The sequence below is a fragment of the Schleiferilactobacillus harbinensis genome (assembly GCF_008694105.1).
Classification (GTDB): Bacteria; Bacillota; Bacilli; order Lactobacillales; family Lactobacillaceae; genus Schleiferilactobacillus; species Schleiferilactobacillus harbinensis.
The window spans coordinates 522216-538150 of sequence record NZ_CP041364.1; the positions used below are offsets into that span (position 1 = coordinate 522216).

Annotated in this window: 18 protein-coding genes and 1 tRNA gene; 13 read left to right on the forward strand and 6 right to left on the reverse strand. The window is 54.2% G+C overall.

Features of this window, described 5'->3' with window-relative positions:
- Positions 1-222: 222 nt before the first annotated feature.
- The 3 genes from FMM01_RS02915 (at position 223) to FMM01_RS02925 (ending at position 2466) form a co-directional block, all read left to right on the forward strand.
- Positions 223-744, forward strand: coding sequence for a hypothetical protein (locus FMM01_RS02915; RefSeq protein WP_150391628.1), 522 nt, complete (start codon positions 223-225; stop codon positions 742-744).
- Between the two features lie 16 nt (positions 745-760).
- Positions 761-1177: a hypothetical protein gene (locus tag FMM01_RS02920; protein WP_150391629.1), complete on the forward strand. Its 417-nt coding sequence runs from the start codon at positions 761-763 to the stop codon at positions 1175-1177.
- 89 nt (positions 1178-1266) lie between these two features.
- A complete protein-coding gene (locus FMM01_RS02925; protein ID WP_190973444.1) occupies positions 1267-2466 on the forward strand; it encodes an MFS transporter in 1200 nt (399 codons plus the stop codon).
- On the opposite strand, the gene FMM01_RS02930 is transcribed toward FMM01_RS02925, so the two are convergent.
- Positions 2458-2832, reverse strand: a complete 375-nt coding sequence (locus FMM01_RS02930) for a hypothetical protein (RefSeq protein ID WP_027829405.1) — start codon at positions 2830-2832, stop codon at positions 2458-2460. The two genes, FMM01_RS02925 and FMM01_RS02930, sit on opposite strands and share 9 nt — an antisense overlap.
- A gap of 147 nt (positions 2833-2979) precedes the next feature.
- Here FMM01_RS02930 and FMM01_RS02935 point away from each other — a divergent pair.
- The 3 genes from FMM01_RS02935 (at position 2980) to FMM01_RS02945 (ending at position 5496) form a co-directional block, all read left to right on the forward strand.
- Positions 2980-3050: transfer RNA gene (locus FMM01_RS02935), tRNA-Gly, on the forward strand.
- Positions 3051-3290: 240 nt separating this feature from the next.
- On the forward strand, positions 3291-4994 hold the full coding sequence (gene argS, locus FMM01_RS02940) for an arginine--tRNA ligase (protein ID WP_027829404.1): 1704 nt from the start codon (positions 3291-3293) through the stop codon (positions 4992-4994).
- Between the two features lie 16 nt (positions 4995-5010).
- Positions 5011-5496, forward strand: a complete 486-nt coding sequence (locus FMM01_RS02945; RefSeq protein ID WP_051225449.1) for an arginine repressor — start codon at positions 5011-5013, stop codon at positions 5494-5496.
- On the opposite strand, the gene FMM01_RS02950 is transcribed toward FMM01_RS02945, so the two are convergent.
- Positions 5444-6358, reverse strand: a complete 915-nt coding sequence (locus FMM01_RS02950; RefSeq protein ID WP_150391631.1) for an RluA family pseudouridine synthase — start codon at positions 6356-6358, stop codon at positions 5444-5446. The two genes, FMM01_RS02945 and FMM01_RS02950, sit on opposite strands and share 53 nt — an antisense overlap.
- A 129-nt stretch (positions 6359-6487) precedes the next feature.
- Here FMM01_RS02950 and FMM01_RS02955 point away from each other — a divergent pair, with 129 nt between their 5' ends.
- Entirely contained in the window at positions 6488-8605 is a 2118-nt protein-coding gene (locus FMM01_RS02955) for a PBP1A family penicillin-binding protein (protein ID WP_081674935.1), read from the forward strand.
- 63 nt (positions 8606-8668) lie between these two features.
- Entirely contained in the window at positions 8669-9619 is a 951-nt protein-coding gene (locus tag FMM01_RS02960) for a 3'-5' exoribonuclease YhaM family protein (protein ID WP_150391632.1), read from the forward strand.
- A gap of 83 nt (positions 9620-9702) precedes the next feature.
- On the opposite strand, the gene FMM01_RS02965 is transcribed toward FMM01_RS02960, so the two are convergent.
- The 3 genes from FMM01_RS02965 to FMM01_RS02975 form a co-directional block, all read right to left on the reverse strand.
- A complete protein-coding gene (locus tag FMM01_RS02965) occupies positions 9703-10734 on the reverse strand; it encodes a peptidylprolyl isomerase PrsA (protein WP_027829248.1) in 1032 nt (343 codons plus the stop codon).
- Between the two features lie 142 nt (positions 10735-10876).
- Entirely contained in the window at positions 10877-11233 is a 357-nt protein-coding gene (locus FMM01_RS02970) for a YtxH domain-containing protein (protein ID WP_051225424.1), read from the reverse strand.
- Positions 11226-11672 carry an HIT family protein gene (locus FMM01_RS02975; protein ID WP_150391633.1) on the reverse strand — a complete coding sequence of 149 codons (447 nt, stop codon included), beginning with the start codon at positions 11670-11672 and terminating at the stop codon, positions 11226-11228. The genes FMM01_RS02970 and FMM01_RS02975 overlap by 8 nt, the downstream gene beginning before the upstream one ends.
- Positions 11673-11795: 123 nt before the next feature.
- Between FMM01_RS02975 and FMM01_RS02980 the strand changes: the two genes are divergently transcribed.
- The 3 genes from FMM01_RS02980 to trmB are packed head-to-tail and all read left to right on the forward strand — an operon-like array spanning position 11796 to position 14418.
- Positions 11796-12530 carry an ABC transporter ATP-binding protein gene (locus FMM01_RS02980; RefSeq protein ID WP_027829246.1) on the forward strand — a complete coding sequence of 245 codons (735 nt, stop codon included), beginning with the start codon at positions 11796-11798 and terminating at the stop codon, positions 12528-12530.
- Entirely contained in the window at positions 12527-13747 is a 1221-nt protein-coding gene (locus FMM01_RS02985) for an ABC transporter permease (RefSeq protein ID WP_150391634.1), read from the forward strand. Before FMM01_RS02980 ends, FMM01_RS02985 begins: the two co-directional genes overlap by 4 nt.
- A 23-nt stretch (positions 13748-13770) precedes the next feature.
- The gene (gene trmB, locus FMM01_RS02990) at positions 13771-14418 is read left to right on the forward strand and encodes a tRNA (guanosine(46)-N7)-methyltransferase TrmB (protein WP_027829244.1); all 648 of its coding nucleotides are present in this window, start codon (positions 13771-13773) and stop codon (positions 14416-14418) included.
- Here trmB and FMM01_RS02995 read toward each other — a convergent pair.
- Positions 14403-14735, reverse strand: a complete 333-nt coding sequence (locus FMM01_RS02995; RefSeq protein WP_027829243.1) for a hypothetical protein — start codon at positions 14733-14735, stop codon at positions 14403-14405. The genes trmB and FMM01_RS02995 overlap by 16 nt on opposite strands.
- Positions 14736-14880: 145 nt before the next feature.
- Between FMM01_RS02995 and FMM01_RS03000 the strand changes: the two genes are divergently transcribed.
- Together FMM01_RS03000 and ytpR are read left to right on the forward strand one after the other, a co-directional pair.
- Positions 14881-15204, forward strand: a complete 324-nt coding sequence (locus FMM01_RS03000) for a thioredoxin family protein (protein ID WP_035441009.1) — start codon at positions 14881-14883, stop codon at positions 15202-15204.
- A gap of 43 nt (positions 15205-15247) precedes the next feature.
- Positions 15248-15880, forward strand: coding sequence for a YtpR family tRNA-binding protein (ytpR, locus tag FMM01_RS03005; RefSeq protein WP_035441007.1), 633 nt, complete (start codon positions 15248-15250; stop codon positions 15878-15880).
- Positions 15881-15935 lie beyond the last annotated feature (55 nt).

The window sequence follows — 15935 nt, forward strand, 5'->3', positions numbered from 1 at the left end:
TGCCACTGCCGACTGTCATACCCAATAAAATAACCGATGCAGTCTATCGTTAGACGGGGAAAATTTTACGCTGTCATTGGGAAATCCCAATCCTCGTAGAAATATGACCAAAACTGGCACTTATTCTTGATGTTGGAAGCATACCAGTTGCGTCTAAATCCGTTGACTTTATTCCATTTCGCGCGATACTTGGGGCAGATCGTCAGGGGGAGGGCGGAACGAATGAAAAACAAGCCAGCACAACAATCCACAACAAATCACCCAACGCCCAAGTGGCAGGAATCGCTCAACAATGCGGGCATTATTTTCTTTATCGTTATCATGATTGCGGGAGGCGGTTTGTCATTTTGGGACAATCGAGACCTGTTTAAACACGTGCTCATGACGTGCAGTGCCTTTCTTTTTGGCTTGCCCCAGTGGCTAAACGTCGGCATCATTTTGATCGTCTGGTTTTTGGTAACCGCCTATGGGACGCAGCGCCAAGCCGGACGGACTCCCCGGCAGTTGCAAAAGCGCAGTCTCCGGCTGGCCGGAGTGATGGTCGGCTTGCTCTTCTATGTATTTCAGAACGCAGCGCTGGCCTTCATCAGGACTGTTGTTGGGATGGTGGTCCTGCTGATTCTTTCAACGTTAAGTGCCGGCGGCTTGGCGTTACCGTTCGGCTTTTTCGGTTTTGGCGGTGGAATGTTCTGGTATGACGACTGGGACGGCCATGATGACGACGGTCACTGGGATGATTATTGAGTAGGGGGTGACGACCGTGAGCACACAAACAAAGACACCAGCACAACAAGCACAGCCAACACCCAAAACCAAGCGCCGGCGGCGACCCTGGCATTCTTTTTTAGCCACTTTCTTAATCACCGTGTTGTTCCTCAATTTTGCCCATAATCCAGACGAATTTTTTCGGTATATTCGGCACATTCCCCAGAAAATCGCCAATTCGCCTTTCTTCTTTGATTGGTCGTGGGACAATGTTAGGGTCTTTTTCGTCAACTTGTTCGAACTGTCTGGTATCTTCATCGTTGCGGCAATACTATTTATTGTTCCATTGGTCTGGTACCTCAATTACGAACACCGCAGCCAACTGCGCGAACTGCACAAACCATTGCCCCATTATAAGGAATGGGACGACCCCGACGACGACCAAACCGGCCACCCCCCCAAACACCAATAAAATTCCCCACAAGCCGCCCAACCTGCGGCTTTTTTGGTAAACTAAGAACCAGCGCACGCAAATCGATCCACAGAAGGGAACGCCGCACATTGTCCACAGCCAAACCCCACCGCACCCGCATCGCCATCGGTCTTTACACCAATTACATCGTTCACGGCGCAGGGGTCCTCATCCTTGCCCAATCCATGACCAGCCTCGCCGCTCAGTGGCACACCACCGCCGCCGCAGTCGGTGCCGTTATTGCCGCCATGGGGATCGGCCGCTTGGTCGTGCTGCTCCTGTCCGGTTGGCTCAGCGACCGCTGGGGGCGGCAGTTCTTCGTGGGTTTGGGCATGGTCAGTTACTTGCTCTTTTTTCTGGGCATTTTGTGGAGTCCAACGGCGGCTTGGGGCTTTGCTTTCAGCTTCCTCGCCGGCTGTGCCAATTCATTCCTGGACGCCGGTACCTATCCGGCGATAATGGACATTTACCCGGAGCAGGCCGGGGCAGCCAACGTCTTGATCAAAGGCGCCATGTCCGCCGGCCAATTCATCCTGCCGCTGCTGGTGGGCTGGACGATCACCAGCCACGCCTGGTTCGGCCTCAACTACGCATTTCTCGCAGCAATCCTCATCATCAACGCGGTCGTGTTTCTCACCCCCTGGTGGGGTGCCAAGCGCACCAAACCGCAACAGCCGCAATCTGTTCAAACAAAAAACGAGCCAGCCGCAGCTGTCTCGTTTGCCACGATGCCGTGGCTATTATTAGGTTTGTTCATTGTCTATGGGTTCCTCTCTCAAGGCGTCTTTTGGGTCTTTACCCAAAACATCACGCAATATGGGATTCAAATCCTGCACCTGACCCCCAGCACCAGTGGGAGCTTACTGAGTTGGTACAGCACCGGCTCATTCATTTGCGTGCTGGTCAATGTGTTTATCCTCAGCCGCCGCTTCACCCCGCCGCAATTACTGGTCCCGTTCACCATTGGCGGCACACTCAGTCTGATTCCAATTCTCAGCCAAGCACCACCCATCATCCTGTTTCCCAGCGTCTTCCTCATCGGCTTCTGCATGGCCGGCGGGGTAATGCAGCTGGGGCTGACGGTGATGGGTGAAACGCTGCCGCTGGGTAAGGGGATCGCTACCGGCCTGTACTATTCCGCCGGGGCCACCGCTCAATTTATCCTGCCGCTGATCACGGCCCAGTGGAGCCAGCAGCTCACCACGGTAATGTGGTTTGACCTGGCAATTGCCATCGCCGGTGTCCTAGTCACCACGGGCATTACACTGCGGCTCAACCGGCTAGCTTAACAAAGCTTTCAATTGATCAAAGGTCTCCGGCAAATCAATCAGCCGGGCCTGGGGGAAAGTCATGGTCATATTCATATGGTGCGGATCGAGATCATTCGTGGCACTGACTAAAGTGAGAAAATGCACTTTATCTAATGCGGCAAAATCGAACTGTTGAAAGGTGTAATCGTGGATATCGTGGCCGGCGTCTCGCTGTTTCTTCAGAAACTCGGCGAGTACCCGGTAGAAGTAATAAACAGCCTCCTCGAAGACTGTCCCTTTGGCAAAGACCTGCGGATCACTGCTTAGGCGCAAGATGTAGCCTCGCGGTGTCCGCTCACTCACGACGCCATAGATCAACTGATCGACCTTTTCTGCTTGTTTCATACGCGGCTCCTCCAACATGGATTTCTTACTCCTAGTATAACAACCTGTGTCAAAAAATTAAAGAGAAATGAATGGTATATTTGAATTAACCGTTGTGAAATTCATTTGCCATTGCCGCCAAAATTCGCTATACTGGTATCTTGTAATGCGGGTGTGGTTTAGTGGTAAAATATTAGCTTCCCAAGCTGAAGTCGCGAGTTCGATTCTCGTCACCCGCTTTGAACTGAGGAATAGGTCAACTCTGATTGCCGAGCGAGTCCGGAATGGTGCAAGCCGGATCAACAGGCTGGCCGGCGCACCCCAGGCACACAACCATATAGTGCATTTCTCGAGCGCTTCGTTGCGCCGCTTCGGCGGTGCGATTCGTAAGAATGAGAGTGGTACCGCGGACGTCACGTCCGTCTCTCCTGCCGTTTTTTGCGGCAGGATTTTTTTCTATCTTAAGGAGGATGTTTTTCATGGACTTACGTCATACTGTGGCCGAAAAGATCAGTCAGGCCTTGAACCAGATCGACGCATCACTGACGACGGACCAAGTGGCCGATTTACTGGAAGTACCTAAGTCGCTGGATCTGGGCGACTTTGCTTTCCCAGCGTTCCAACTGGCGAAGACGCTGCACAAATCACCAGTGCAAATTGCCCAGCAGTTAGCGCCGCTCGTGAACGCGGATGGGTTGCAAAAGGTCGAGGCGAAGGGCCCGTACGTCAACGTGTTCCTGGACCAGCCGGTCTTCGCCCACACGACGTTCCATGCCATCTTGAGCGATCCCGCCGGTTACGGCGCCGCAGATATCGGACACGGCGGCAATGTGCCCATCGATATGTCTTCGCCCAACATCGCCAAGCCCATGTCCATGGGCCATTTGCGCTCCACGGTGATCGGCAATGCCCTGGCCAATATTTTCTCAAAATTGGGTTATCATCCGATCAAGATCAACCACTTGGGCGACTGGGGCACCCAGTTCGGCAAGCTGATCGTTGGTTACAAGATGTGGGGGTCGGAAGAGGCCGTCAAGGAGAATCCGATCAAGAATCTGCTGGCGTATTATGTCCGCTTCCATCAGGAGGATAAGGATCATCCTGAGATGGATGACGAGGCTCGGGAATGGTTCAAGAAACTAGAAGAGGGCGATCCGGAAGCAACCAAGCTCTGGGCGTGGTTCCGGGAGATTTCCCTCAAAGAATTCCAGAAGGTCTATGATCAGCTGGGTGTCACCTTCGATTCATACAACGGCGAGGCTTTCTATAATGACAAGATGGATGAAGTGATCCAAATCTTGGAGCAAAAGGGCCTGCTGGAAAAGAGTCAGGGCGCTGATATCGTTGATCTCAGTGATCAAGACCTGAATCCAGCGCTGATCCGCAAGTCGGATGGCGCGTCGCTGTACATGACCCGGGACTTGGCCGCGGCGATCTACCGCAAGCGGACCTACAACTTTGTTAAGTCCTTGTACGTTGTCGGTGGTGAGCAGAAGGAACATTTCGATCAGCTGAAGGCCGTTTTGAAGAAAATGGGCTTCGACTGGGCCGACGAGATCGTCCACGTCCCCTTTGGTTTGATCACGGAAAACGGGAAGAAATTGTCGACCCGCTCCGGCCGAATCATTTTGTTGGAGAAAGTGCTCCAGGATGCTGTTGGCTTGGCGCAAAAGCAGGTGGATGAAAAGAATCCGACGCTGGCCAACAAAGAAGAAGTGGCACACCAGGTCGGTGTGGGCGCGGTCGTCTTCCATGACTTGAAGAACGATCGGATGGACAACTTCGATTTCAACCTGGAAGAAGTCGTGCGCTTCGAAGGCGAGACTGGGCCGTATGTGCAGTATACGAATGCCCGGGCACAAAGTATTTTGCGCAAAGCAGGCAAGACGGAAGCCGACCTGATCGATGCAGCCGCATTAGATGACGCGGGGGCTTGGGAAGTGATCCGGACCTTGGGGGACTTCCCAGAAATCATTACCCGAGCCGCGCGGGAATACGAACCGTCAGTCATCGCCAAGTATGCGCTGCGGTTAGCCAAGGCCTTCAATAAGTATTATGCCCATACTAAGGTCTTGACCGGTGACGCCGACCAGGACAGCCGGTTGGCGCTGGTTGCGTCCGTCAGTGCGGTGCTCCAGAGTGCGTTGGCCCTGCTGGGGGTCGGCGCACCGGCCGAAATGTAAGGCGGGTGATGGGCTGATGAAACGGGAAGAGCGCAAGGCAGCCATTCGTCAGTTGGTCACCAGCACCCGCTTCGAGCGGCAGCGGGACCTGATGGCGGCTCTCCATGATCGCGGTATTATGATTTCCCAGGGTAATTTATCCCGGGACATGCGGGAATTAGGGATTCGCAAGTACAAGGACCGCAATGGTCACGCCTATTATGCTGTAGCCGATCACCAGGCGCCAACTTTGCCGGAGAATTTGCGGCAGGCTGTCGCAACGCAAGTTTTAACGGCGGTGGCAGTGCAGTTCACGGTGGTGTTGAAAACAGAAGCCGGCAGCGGTAATCTGGTCGCTGCGGCGTTGGATGACGTCCACCGGCCGGATATTATCGGGACTCTCGCGGGGCACGACACGGTGCTGGTGATCTGTCCCGATGAGGATGCGGCCAAGGCTTTTCAGCAAACCATCAGCGATACGCTGGCCACGCCCGCAGATACGGACGAAAACGCGCCGGAATAGGGGCTGTGGCGGTCTGTGTACCAAAGCCCAGCGGTGTTTCCCAGGTCAAGCGCCACGCGTGGAGCAGCATTTCGTCTTCTGGAATTTGATCGGCAGCGGGGCCGTAGAGCGGGTCAGCGATAATCGGCAGACCCGCGTGGGCCAGATGGACCCGGATTTGATGGGTGCGGCCGCTGTGCAGGGTCAGTAATAAAAGTTGTGTTTCTGAAGAACGGTCCAAGACCCGGAATTCTGTGTCCGCGGCTTGGCCGTTTTTGTTATCCACCGTCCGGCGGCGTACGTCGTTAATGGCGTGGGCGATGGGGCCGGTGAAATGGCCGTGGTCAGGCAGCACTGGTGTGCCAGGAACGACAGCCAAGTATTCCCGATGCAGAGTTTTGATCGCCAATTGCCGATTCAGCGGCGGCACCACGGCTGGGTTTTTGGCAATCAGTACGGCCCCGCTGGTGGCTTGATCCAGCCGGTGAACCATGAAGGCGGCGCCGCCGCTGGCGGCGAGGTAACTGGCGACGGCGTTCATCAGGGTATTGCTTTCGCCGGCGTGATTCGGATGCATTTTTTCCCCTGCCGGCTTATCGACCACGAGGACATCGGGATCTTCGTGACAAATGACGAGACTGCTGCGGGCGGTTACATTGTAATCCTGCACCGGGTGGTCCACATGGGTGAAGGCCAAACTGACGAGATCGCCGGCGTGCAGCCGCGTGTTCATGGATTGATAGCGGCCGTTGACCAGCACACCATCTTCAATGCGCAGGAAGTGCTGCCACTTTTTGGGGATCCACCACGCTTGGAGCTGTTCCCGAACAGTGCGGCCGGGATAATCCGGGGGCAATACAATGCGGTGCTGATATGCGGTCATCAAGTCGTCATCCTTGTCTTTTTCCTAATTTTGCTGGGCTGCCTGCAGAGCTAATCCGCGGGTGTGCTATGATGTTAACAATTGTAATGCATCGTTTTTCTGTAATCCAATGTAGAAGGGATCCTCGTCATGGGTTTTTGGCGCCGTGTATGGGCGTATTGGCTCCAGTTTGCCTCGTGGTTGTATCCATATTGCCACCGGGCCTGGGTGTTTATCCGCCGCTTCAATCATCGCTACCAGGTGGTACGCTGGGCGATCGTGCTGTTTCTAACAGTCGCGGTGGCCGCGTCCGCCTTTTTCACGTACAAAGCGAAGACCGCCGACGTGGAGAACTTGAAGACCAACCTGAAGACCGTCACCCAGATTTATGACACCCATAACGAAAAAGCGGGGACGATCACCAATAAAGGGACGTTTGTGGAATTGAACCAGATTTCGCCCCAGATCCGCAACGCGGTGATCTCCACTGAGGACCGCAGTTTCTATTCTAACCCGGGGTTCGACATTAAGGGCCTGGCGCGGGCGGCGGTCAGTTATGTCATTCACCACGGCCAGATCAGCGGCGGGGGCAGTACGATCACTCAGCAGCTGGCCAAGAATACGCTGTTGACGCAGAAGCAGACCTTTGTCCGAAAATTTCAAGAAATTTTTCTGGCGGTGGAAATCACCCGGCATTATTCTAAGGACGACATCCTCACGATGTATTTGAACAACGCCTATTTCGGCAATGGCGTCTGGGGTGTGGAGGATGCATCGGAGCGGTATTTTGGCAAGCATGCCAAGGATCTGGATGCGTCCCAAGGGGCGGCCCTGGCGGCGATTTTGCGTTCCCCCAGTTTCTATAATCCCGTAGACCATATGGATAATGCCCTCGGCCGGCGCAACCTGATTCTGAGCTTAATGGTCGACAACGGCAAATTGACCCAAGCTGAGGCTAACAGTGCCAAGAACGAACAGCTCACGCTGGTGAATAATTACCAGCAGTCTGACGAGTACCGCTATCCCTATTTCTTCGATGCGGTCTTAGATGAAGCTTACAACAAGTACGACATTAAAGAAGAAGACATTCTGAATAAGGGGTACAAGATTTACACCACGCTGGACCAGACGATTCAAAGCCAGATGCAGGGCAGTTTCAAAGAAGATTGGGCCTTCCCGGCTAACGCTGCTGATGGGACGCCGGTCCAAGCGGCCAGTGTGGCTGTGGATCCCAATACCGGCGGGGTGCTGGGCGTTATCGGCGGCCGCGGCAAGCATGTTTTCCGGGGTTACAACCGGGCCACCCAGATGCGCCGCCAGCCAGGCAGTGCAATGAAGCCGCTGGCAATTTATACCCCGGCGATTGAGGCCGGCTACCATCCGGATTCGATGTTGGAAGATAAGCTGCAGAGTTTCGGTAAAAATAAATACACCCCCCACAATGTGGATGAACAATATGCCGGCGAGGTACCGATGTATGAGGCTCTGGCGGAAAGTAAGAACACCGCTGCTGTCTGGCTGTTGAACCAGATCGGGGTGCAAAAGGGTGTCGCTTCGGCAGAACGCTTCGGGATCAATATTCCTAAGAGTGACCAAAACTTAGCCTTTGGCATTGGCGGCTTGTCCCAAGGGGTATCGCCGCTGCAGATGGCGCGGGCGTATTCGGCCTTTGCCAATGGCGGTAAATTACCGGACACCCATTTCATCACGAAAATCGTGGACGCCACCGGGGCTGTGGTCGTGGATAATACCAACACGACGGCCAAGCAGATCATCACCGCCAAGACGGCTAACGAGATGACCAGTATGATGCTGTCCGTCTTTTCCAGCGGTACCGGGACCTCCGCGGCGCCTAGCGGGTATAAGATTGCCGGCAAGACCGGCAGTACCGAGGGCGACAGCAGTTGGGGGTTTGGTACCAAGGACCAATGGGTCGTTGGCTACACGCCGGACGTCACCGTGGCCACATGGGTCGGCTTTGACCAGACTGATGCCAATCACTTCCTGAAGGGCATCAGCGAGCAGGGGGTCGCGCCGATTTTTAAGCAGGAAATGCAGAATATTCTGCCCAACACTAAGCAGACACCGTTCAAGGTCCAAGATGCCGCCCAGGAAGATGCGGCGAATAATGGCGGCAGCACCGGCACCAGCAGCGGTTCTGGGGATGATTGGCTGAATGATTTTCAATCCAACGTGGAGAAAGGTATCAATGGGCTCAAGGATAAGGCCAGTGAATGGTATAATAGCCTCAAAGGTCTGTTCCAGTAGAATACTGAGAGGATGACGCAGAAAGCGCCCAGACGGACTGACCGGCTGGGCGTTTGGCGATTTATGACAAAATTACTCAAAGATTTTCAACCCAACGAACAACTCGACATCCCGGTTTTGATCAAGTCCGCCGACGTGCGGGAGGCCAAGGACGGCAGTAAGTACATTGCCCTGGTCTTCACGGATACGTCGGGGGAAATCACGGCTAAGCTGTGGCATGCGGCGGAGAAGGCCACTCAGGACTTCACAACGGGGACCGTGGTGCAGCTGACCGGCAAACGGGAAGTCTACCAAGATCGGCCGCAAATTCGGATCAAACACATGCGGGTCTTGCCGGAATCGGAACAAGATCCCCACGCCTATACGCCCACGGCGCCGGAGAGTATCGAGGATCTGCAAGCCTTCGTGAAGCAGACGATCGCCGAGATCCAGCAGCCAGTATGGCGGGGGATCGTCCAATATATATTTGGGGCCCACTGGCATGAATTTTTCACCTACCCGGCGGCCAAGACCAACCACCATGCTTACGAGGGCGGATTGGCTTTCCATACCGTCTCGATGGTGCGGCTGGCCCAAAAAATCGCGCCGCTGTACCATAAAGTCAACGAAGACCTCTTACTGGCGGGCACACTGCTCCACGATATGGGCAAGACTCGGGAACTCACTGGGCCCACTGCCACCCAATATCGGCCGGAGGGCAACCTGATCGGCCACGTGGTGATGATTGATGAAGAAATCATTCGCGCCTGCGACAAGCTCCAGCTGGACAGCCACAGCGAGGCTGTTATGCTTTTGCGGCATATGGTCCTGGCCCACCACGGCGAGCTCGACTACGGCTCACCTGTGCGGCCGCAGCTGATTGAAGCCGAACTGCTCCACCAAATCGACCAAATGGATGCCAGCTTGACCATGATCACCATGGCCCTCACTGACGCCAAACCCGGCGAATACTCCGAACGCGTCTTCGGCTTGGACAATCGACGCTTCTACCAACCAAAGCCAATTGATGATTAGCTGGCACGGCGTCAGAACAACTTTCTCAGCCCACAAAAAAGGCATCCCATCGCAGGATGCCTTTTTCAATACCAGTAATTAAATTACTTGCTTGAGCTAGAAGCCGAAGAACTCGTTGTGCTGCTGGCACTGGAGCTCGACGTGCTGCTGGAGCTGGACGTCGCAGAGCTGTCATCGCTGCTTGATTCAGCCGCAGATGAGCTCGTTGCCGTCGACTTGCTGGATGAACTGTTCAGGTAGCCGGACAGAATATCCTTCAAGTCCTTATCCTTGATATCAATATTGGCCTTTTGCAATACCTTGGACATAACCCCCTGCATGACCGTAGAATCTTGCATCCACTTGTCATAGATCTGGGTCTTCAAGGTCTTGGTGTGGTCAGACATCTTACCCTTGCCCGGGTTCTTATCGGACATAATGATGTGGTAACCATATTGGGTCTTGACCGGTGTCTTAGTGTATTCACCCTGCTTCAAAGCAAAAGCGGCCTTCTTGAAGGTGGCATCGTAAGACGTATCGGAGCTGTCAAACGGGGTCAGCTTTCCGCCATTGGCCTTGGAGCCGGTATCGGTAGAATACTTCTTGGCCAAAGCGGCGAAGTTCTTACCGTTGTCCTTCTCCAATTGACTAATGATATCTTTGGCCGTTTTCTCGTCCTTGACCAGGATATGAGAAACGGTGATCTTCGGTTCATAAGACTTCCATTGCGTCTTCAAATCGGCGGTGGTGACCGGCTTCAGGGCTTCCAGAGCCTTGCGGGTCAGGAGGTTGGTCTTGATGTTGGTCTTAAACTGAGAAGGTGTCAAACCATTTTGGGCCAGTGCTTGGGAGAACTGGGCACCATATTGGGTCTTGACGGAATTGTATTGCTTAGTGACAGTCTTGTCGGACACGGTCTTACCGTATTGTTCCTCCAAGGCTTTTTCCCAGATCAGCGTCTGTAGGGTTGTTTTGCCCGAGCTGGAGTCTTTCATGGCCTCGTAGTATTGCTCTTGAGTAATTTTGCCGCCCTTCATTGATACAACGGTCTTATTACCGGCGGAGCAGCCTGCTGCGAGCAGCATGACAACGACTGCGCTGAGCGCGATGGCCCATTTGCCAGACTTTTTAAACATTAAATACACATCCATTCAACTAAAGATTGTACCCATTGCGGGTAATCAGAACAACGTCAAATATACCACACCTGAAATGGCATTGAAAATTTCGGGCGGGGGTTTCTTAAAGTTTTACAAATTCGGCATAGAATCGCCACAGTTATGATTTATTTGTGACTTTTTGATCAGTGAAACCGGCTGCGTCGGCTTGCAAAGTCGTCAGGGTCTCGTTGATTTGATTCAGCCGTGGCTGGGCTTGGAATTGGAAATCTGCAATATCCCGTTCAACCTGTTTCTGCACGGTGGGCACCGTCGTCTGCAACTGGGTCAGCAAATGACCCAGCGCGGTCTGCAATTTGCCGGCACTCGCGCTGACGTCTTGGACTGCGCCGGTCACGTCGTCCAGATAGGCGGCCGTATCCCGCTGGCGGTCGGCGCCGGTTTTTTTAGCCGTAAGGAGAGCGACTGCTGTACCGACAATGGCTCCGAGCACAAGGCCGTGACGAAATTTAGGCATGGGGCGCCTCCTGCAAGTTTTCTTTGATGGTCAAAGCAATTTTGGTCAGCGCTGCTGTATCATACATATCGCTGTGATTGCCGAAATGAATATTGAAATCATCCTGATCGGAATAGCGGGGAATCAAGTGGATATGCACATGATGCACACTTTGATAAGCCACTTCGCCGTTGTTGTTGATGATGTTCATACCCTTGATGCCGCTGTTGGCCGCCTTGATGGCGTTAGCCAGCATCGGCACGTAGGAAAAAAGCCGGGCCGCGGTGGCGGCGGGCAGATGGAAAATATCTTCGATGTGGTCCTTGGGTACAAGCAGGGTATGACCCGGGGTGGTTTGGGAAATATCCAAAAAGGCTTTGACGTGATCGTCTTCAAAAACCGTCACACTGGTGATTTCACCCCGGATGATCTTGCAAAAAATACAGTTCTCGTCTAACATTTTGAACCTCCTGACGGCCGCCGTTTCGTGGCGGCCAACTTTCTGCTATCATGATACCATAACACCATGCGGCGGGCGGGCTAGCCTGCTGTTTTCCAGCGAACGAAAGGAAGCGTTGATTCATTGCTTAATGTTGATCAGTTAACGGGCGGATATGCCCACGTACCGGTGCTCCATGACGTCACGTTCAGCGTGCCGGACGGGACGATAGCCGGGTTGATCGGGCTGAACGGGGCGGGTAAATCCACCACCATCAAGCACGTCATCGGTCTGCTCACGCCCACGAAGGGGACCATCACGGTGAACGGCTTGACGATCCAGCAGGACGCCACCGCCTATCACCAGCAAATTGCCTATGTCCCGGAGACCCCGGTGCTGTACCCGGAACTCACTTTAAAGGAACACATCGATCTAACGATCAGTGCGTACGGTCTGCCGGTCAAAGAAACGTGGGAAAAGGCCGATCGGCTGCTGAAAATGTTCCGTTTGGATAATAAGCTGGATTGGTTCCCGAGCAATTTTTCCAAAGGGATGCGCCAAAAGGTGATGATCGTGACCGCCTTCATGACGGAGGCCAAGCTGTTCATCATTGATGAACCGTTCACCGGGCTGGATCCGTTGGCTGTTCATGATCTGTTAACGATCGTGCAGGAACGCAAAGCGGCGGGGGCGTCGATTTTAATGTCGACCCATATTTTGGCCACCGCCCAGCAATACGCGGACACGTTTATTCTGCTGAATAATGGGCGGGTCCGCTCTCAGGGATCGCTGGATCAATTGAAGCAGGAATTCGGCATGAGCGACGCCAACTTGGACGATATTTATCTGGCGATGACAAAGGAGCCGGCGGCCTCATGAAGACTCTGTGGCACCAACGCCAACAGCGGCATTTGACCCAGCAGCTGAAGTATTTGCGGCTGGTGTTCAACGATCACTTTATGATTGCCCTGATCTTTCTCTTCGGGGCCTTAGGGGTCAGTTATGCCAATGCGCTCAAGGGGATCACCACGCTGTGGTGGGGCAAACCGGTATTGATTTTGGCCTTCTGGGCCTTGTTGCAGGTCGGTCAGTTTGCCAGCCTGATTTTTGAGGCGGATTCGGTCTTCCTTCAGCCCCGGGAAGCGGACATGCGAGAGTATTTGCGGGGGGCTTGGCGTTACAGTCTGCCGGTCCCGCTGACGGCGCTGCTCTTTGTTGGCCTGCTGGCGTTTCCCTTCGCTGTTCGCGGGGCAGGGGTGACGACGCTGCAGTGGGCGGCCTTCCTGCTCATCCTGGTGCTCCTGAAAAGCACCGACCTGGTGCGGCAGGGACTGGGCCTGTTGATGGATCAGCAGACGGCCGCACCCGGCCGCTTCTGGCTTGCCCAGGGAATCAGCGTACTGAGTCTGGCGCTCAGTGTCTATGGGCCGAGTTGGCTGGCCATCGTCGCCATACTCGCGGCCATCGGCTGGTACATGTGGCTGACCACGACGTTCCAGCGGGTGATCCGCCGCAGCCGGATCGACTGGCTGGTGGCCATTGGCCGGGAAGAACGGCGCCAATTCAGGATTTATCGGTTCTACAACCTGTTCACCGATGTGCCTGGCCTGACCAGCAGTGCGAAGCGGCGCAAGTATCTGGATGTGTTCATTCCCCGACTGACCTTGACCCCGCCGCATACGTTCACGTATTTATATGTCCGCGGCTTTTTGCGGGGCAGCGAGTATCTGGGACTGTTCCTGCGGCTCACCATCATTGGGGCGATCGCCCTGTACTTTATTCCCACATGGTGGGCGGCCGCGCTGGTAGCGGCACTGTTTATCTACTTGATCGGCTTTCAGCTGCTGCCGTTTGCCGGCCAGTACAGCAATAACGTGATGACTTTCCTGTACCCCGTGCCGCCAGCGAGTCAGCAGCATTCGTTTGCCCGGTTATTGACGGTTCTGCTGCTGCTGGCTTGGGTGATTTTCGTCATCCCCATGGTCTGGCAGCTGGGCTTTTCTTTGCTCACACTGGCCGCGGCCGCGATCGCACTGGCCGTGACCTTAGCGTTTATTTATCTCTATGCACCGCGGCGAATCGCCAAGATGCAGTAATTTTTAGAAAGTAGGAATTCTTTTTGCGGTTACGAAATAAACCCTGGGCGAAGGAACTGATCGATGCCCATCCGGAACTCATCCAAGTGCAACCGGAGCACGTCGCCGACCAGTTTGCTCAGAAACAGCCGGTACGGCTGGAAATCGGCACTGGCAAGGGTCAATTTATCTTTAAAATGGCCCAGCTGCACCCGGAGATCAATTTTCTTGCCTTGGAGATGCAGCATTCCGCCCTGGCAGTGCTTTTGAAAGCCCAGGTCGACGCGCAGCTGCCGAATTTGCAGCTGGTGGTGGCCAATGCCGAGAACTTGCAGGCCCTGTTTGCCGGGTGGCACTTCAGTGAAATTTATTTGAATTTCTCTGACCCGTGGCCCAAAACGCGGCACGAAAAAAGACGGCTGACATACTCCAGCTTTCTCACCCAATACCAGCAGTTGCTCGTGCCGGATGGGGTGGTGCAGTTGAAGACGGACAACCGTCATTTCTTCGAATATTCGCTGATCAGTATGAATCAGTTTGGGATGCAGTTTCAGCAATTGAGTCTGGATCTGCATCACGATGACACAACCTGGGCGGCGGCGAATGTGCCGACGGAATACGAGGATAAGTTCAGCGCCAAGGGCCAGCCTATTTATGGCGTCCGGGCGGTGTTCCATCAGGCTAAGGGATAAATATCCAGCAGCTGGCCGGTCGGGACGTCCATGATAAATTCGTACTGCCGCAACTGCCCGTTTTCTTGGCGGGTGATGCCGCCATAGTTTACATCGGTGGTGCGGCCGTTTTTACCAGTGTAGGGATGAGCTTGGGATTCAATCCAGGACCCTTGAATGGGTCCTTCCTGCAGGAACAGATCCTTCACTTGCTGCAGCCGGTGATCCAATAAGTGCTGGGCGCTGCGTTGGTGCCAATACATTTCTACGGCGCCGGTGAATAGTCCGGTAAGGGCGCCAGCGGCGAAATAGACCCAAGGACGGGGTGACTTGGCCATAATCGTAACCTGCTTTCTTTTTTGAAGTATACGGCTCCCATTATATGATGGATGGCCAGCTTTGCCAACGCCGCAGCCGGTGGTTTACTTTTTTGACCTATTCACTTATAATTAGTAAGTAAGAAAGCGAAAGGAGCGTGGAGGAATGAAGTCATTGGCTGAAATGGACGATGCTCAGCTGCAAGACGTGACGGCCCAGGGTAAGCACATGCTATTCTTCGATGCCGCGTGGTGCGGGGATTGCCGCTTTATCAAGCCGCAGATGCCCGCCATTGAGAAGGAATACAGCGATTGGCAGTTTGTTGAAATTGACCGGGACAAGTTTTTGGATCTGGCCAAGGATATGGACGTGTTCGGTATTCCCAGTTTCATCGCGGTGAAAGACGGCAAAGAGCTCGGCCGGTTCGTGAACAAGGACCGGAAGACCAAGAAGCAGATCGAGGCATTTATCGACAACTTACCGGCCTAATGCTAAACTTAGGTGAACTTAAATCGGTAAGGAGCAAAAAGCCTTGTTAATTACAGCATTCAATCACCGTCTGGACGTGCTCTTCGCAGTGGTCGCCCAGGATAGCGAGTTTACAGAGACCAGTGAGCGCCGGGGAAATGTCACCGTGATCCGGGACGCCAAAAGCGGCGCACTGGTGGGGATGAATTTCTTCCACCCGGCGGACATTCTCGGCAGCGACGTGCTCCATGATGGGCAAGTCAAGCTGGGTGAAGCCGATGTGGCCAAGCTGAATACAGCGCTGGCTAATGCCGGTTTTGCCGAGCGGCTGACCGCCGACCCCAAGCCTTACTTGGTGGTCGGGTTCGTTAAGGAATTGAAGAAGCACCCCAATTCCGATCATTTAAAGATCGCCCAAGTCGATGTCGGCGAAGAAAAGCCGCGCCAAATCGTGGTAGGGTCGCCTAACGTCGCTGAAGGCCAGAAGGTCGTCGCGGCTTTGCCCGGTGCTTTCATGCCCAGCGGCAAGATCATTTGGCCGGGCGAACTGCGCGGTGTGCCGTCCTACGGTATGCTGTGTGCGCCCCGGGAGTTGGCTTTGCCCAATGCCCCGCAAAAACCGGGCTTGCTGATTTTGCCGGCGGACGCGCCCGTGGGCGCCGCTTTTATTCCGGCGAACTTTAAGCTCACCTATTAATTTTTGATCAGCAGCAGGGGTCAAGTCCTGAGGGATTTGGCATCTGCTGTTTTTT

Coding starts and splice junctions, on each gene's coding strand:
- FMM01_RS02985 (WP_150391634.1), top strand. CDS start 12,527: ATGAAGACTCTGTGGCACCAACGCCAACAGCGGCATTTGACCCAGCAG.
- FMM01_RS02965 (WP_027829248.1), bottom strand. CDS start 10,734: ATGTTTAAAAAGTCTGGCAAATGGGCCATCGCGCTCAGCGCAGTCGTT.
- FMM01_RS02930 (WP_027829405.1), bottom strand. CDS start 2,832: ATGAAACAAGCAGAAAAGGTCGATCAGTTGATCTATGGCGTCGTGAGT.
- FMM01_RS02995 (WP_027829243.1), bottom strand. CDS start 14,735: ATGGCCAAGTCACCCCGTCCTTGGGTCTATTTCGCCGCTGGCGCCCTT.
- FMM01_RS02975 (WP_150391633.1), bottom strand. CDS start 11,672: ATGTTAGACGAGAACTGTATTTTTTGCAAGATCATCCGGGGTGAAATC.
- FMM01_RS02960 (WP_150391632.1), top strand. CDS start 8,669: ATGACAAAATTACTCAAAGATTTTCAACCCAACGAACAACTCGACATC.
- FMM01_RS03000 (WP_035441009.1), top strand. CDS start 14,881: ATGAAGTCATTGGCTGAAATGGACGATGCTCAGCTGCAAGACGTGACG.
- FMM01_RS02970 (WP_051225424.1), bottom strand. CDS start 11,233: ATGCCTAAATTTCGTCACGGCCTTGTGCTCGGAGCCATTGTCGGTACA.
- FMM01_RS02915 (WP_150391628.1), top strand. CDS start 223: ATGAAAAACAAGCCAGCACAACAATCCACAACAAATCACCCAACGCCC.
- FMM01_RS02955 (WP_081674935.1), top strand. CDS start 6,488: ATGGGTTTTTGGCGCCGTGTATGGGCGTATTGGCTCCAGTTTGCCTCG.
- FMM01_RS02945 (WP_051225449.1), top strand. CDS start 5,011: ATGAAACGGGAAGAGCGCAAGGCAGCCATTCGTCAGTTGGTCACCAGC.
- argS (WP_027829404.1), top strand. CDS start 3,291: ATGGACTTACGTCATACTGTGGCCGAAAAGATCAGTCAGGCCTTGAAC.
- FMM01_RS02950 (WP_150391631.1), bottom strand. CDS start 6,358: ATGACCGCATATCAGCACCGCATTGTATTGCCCCCGGATTATCCCGGC.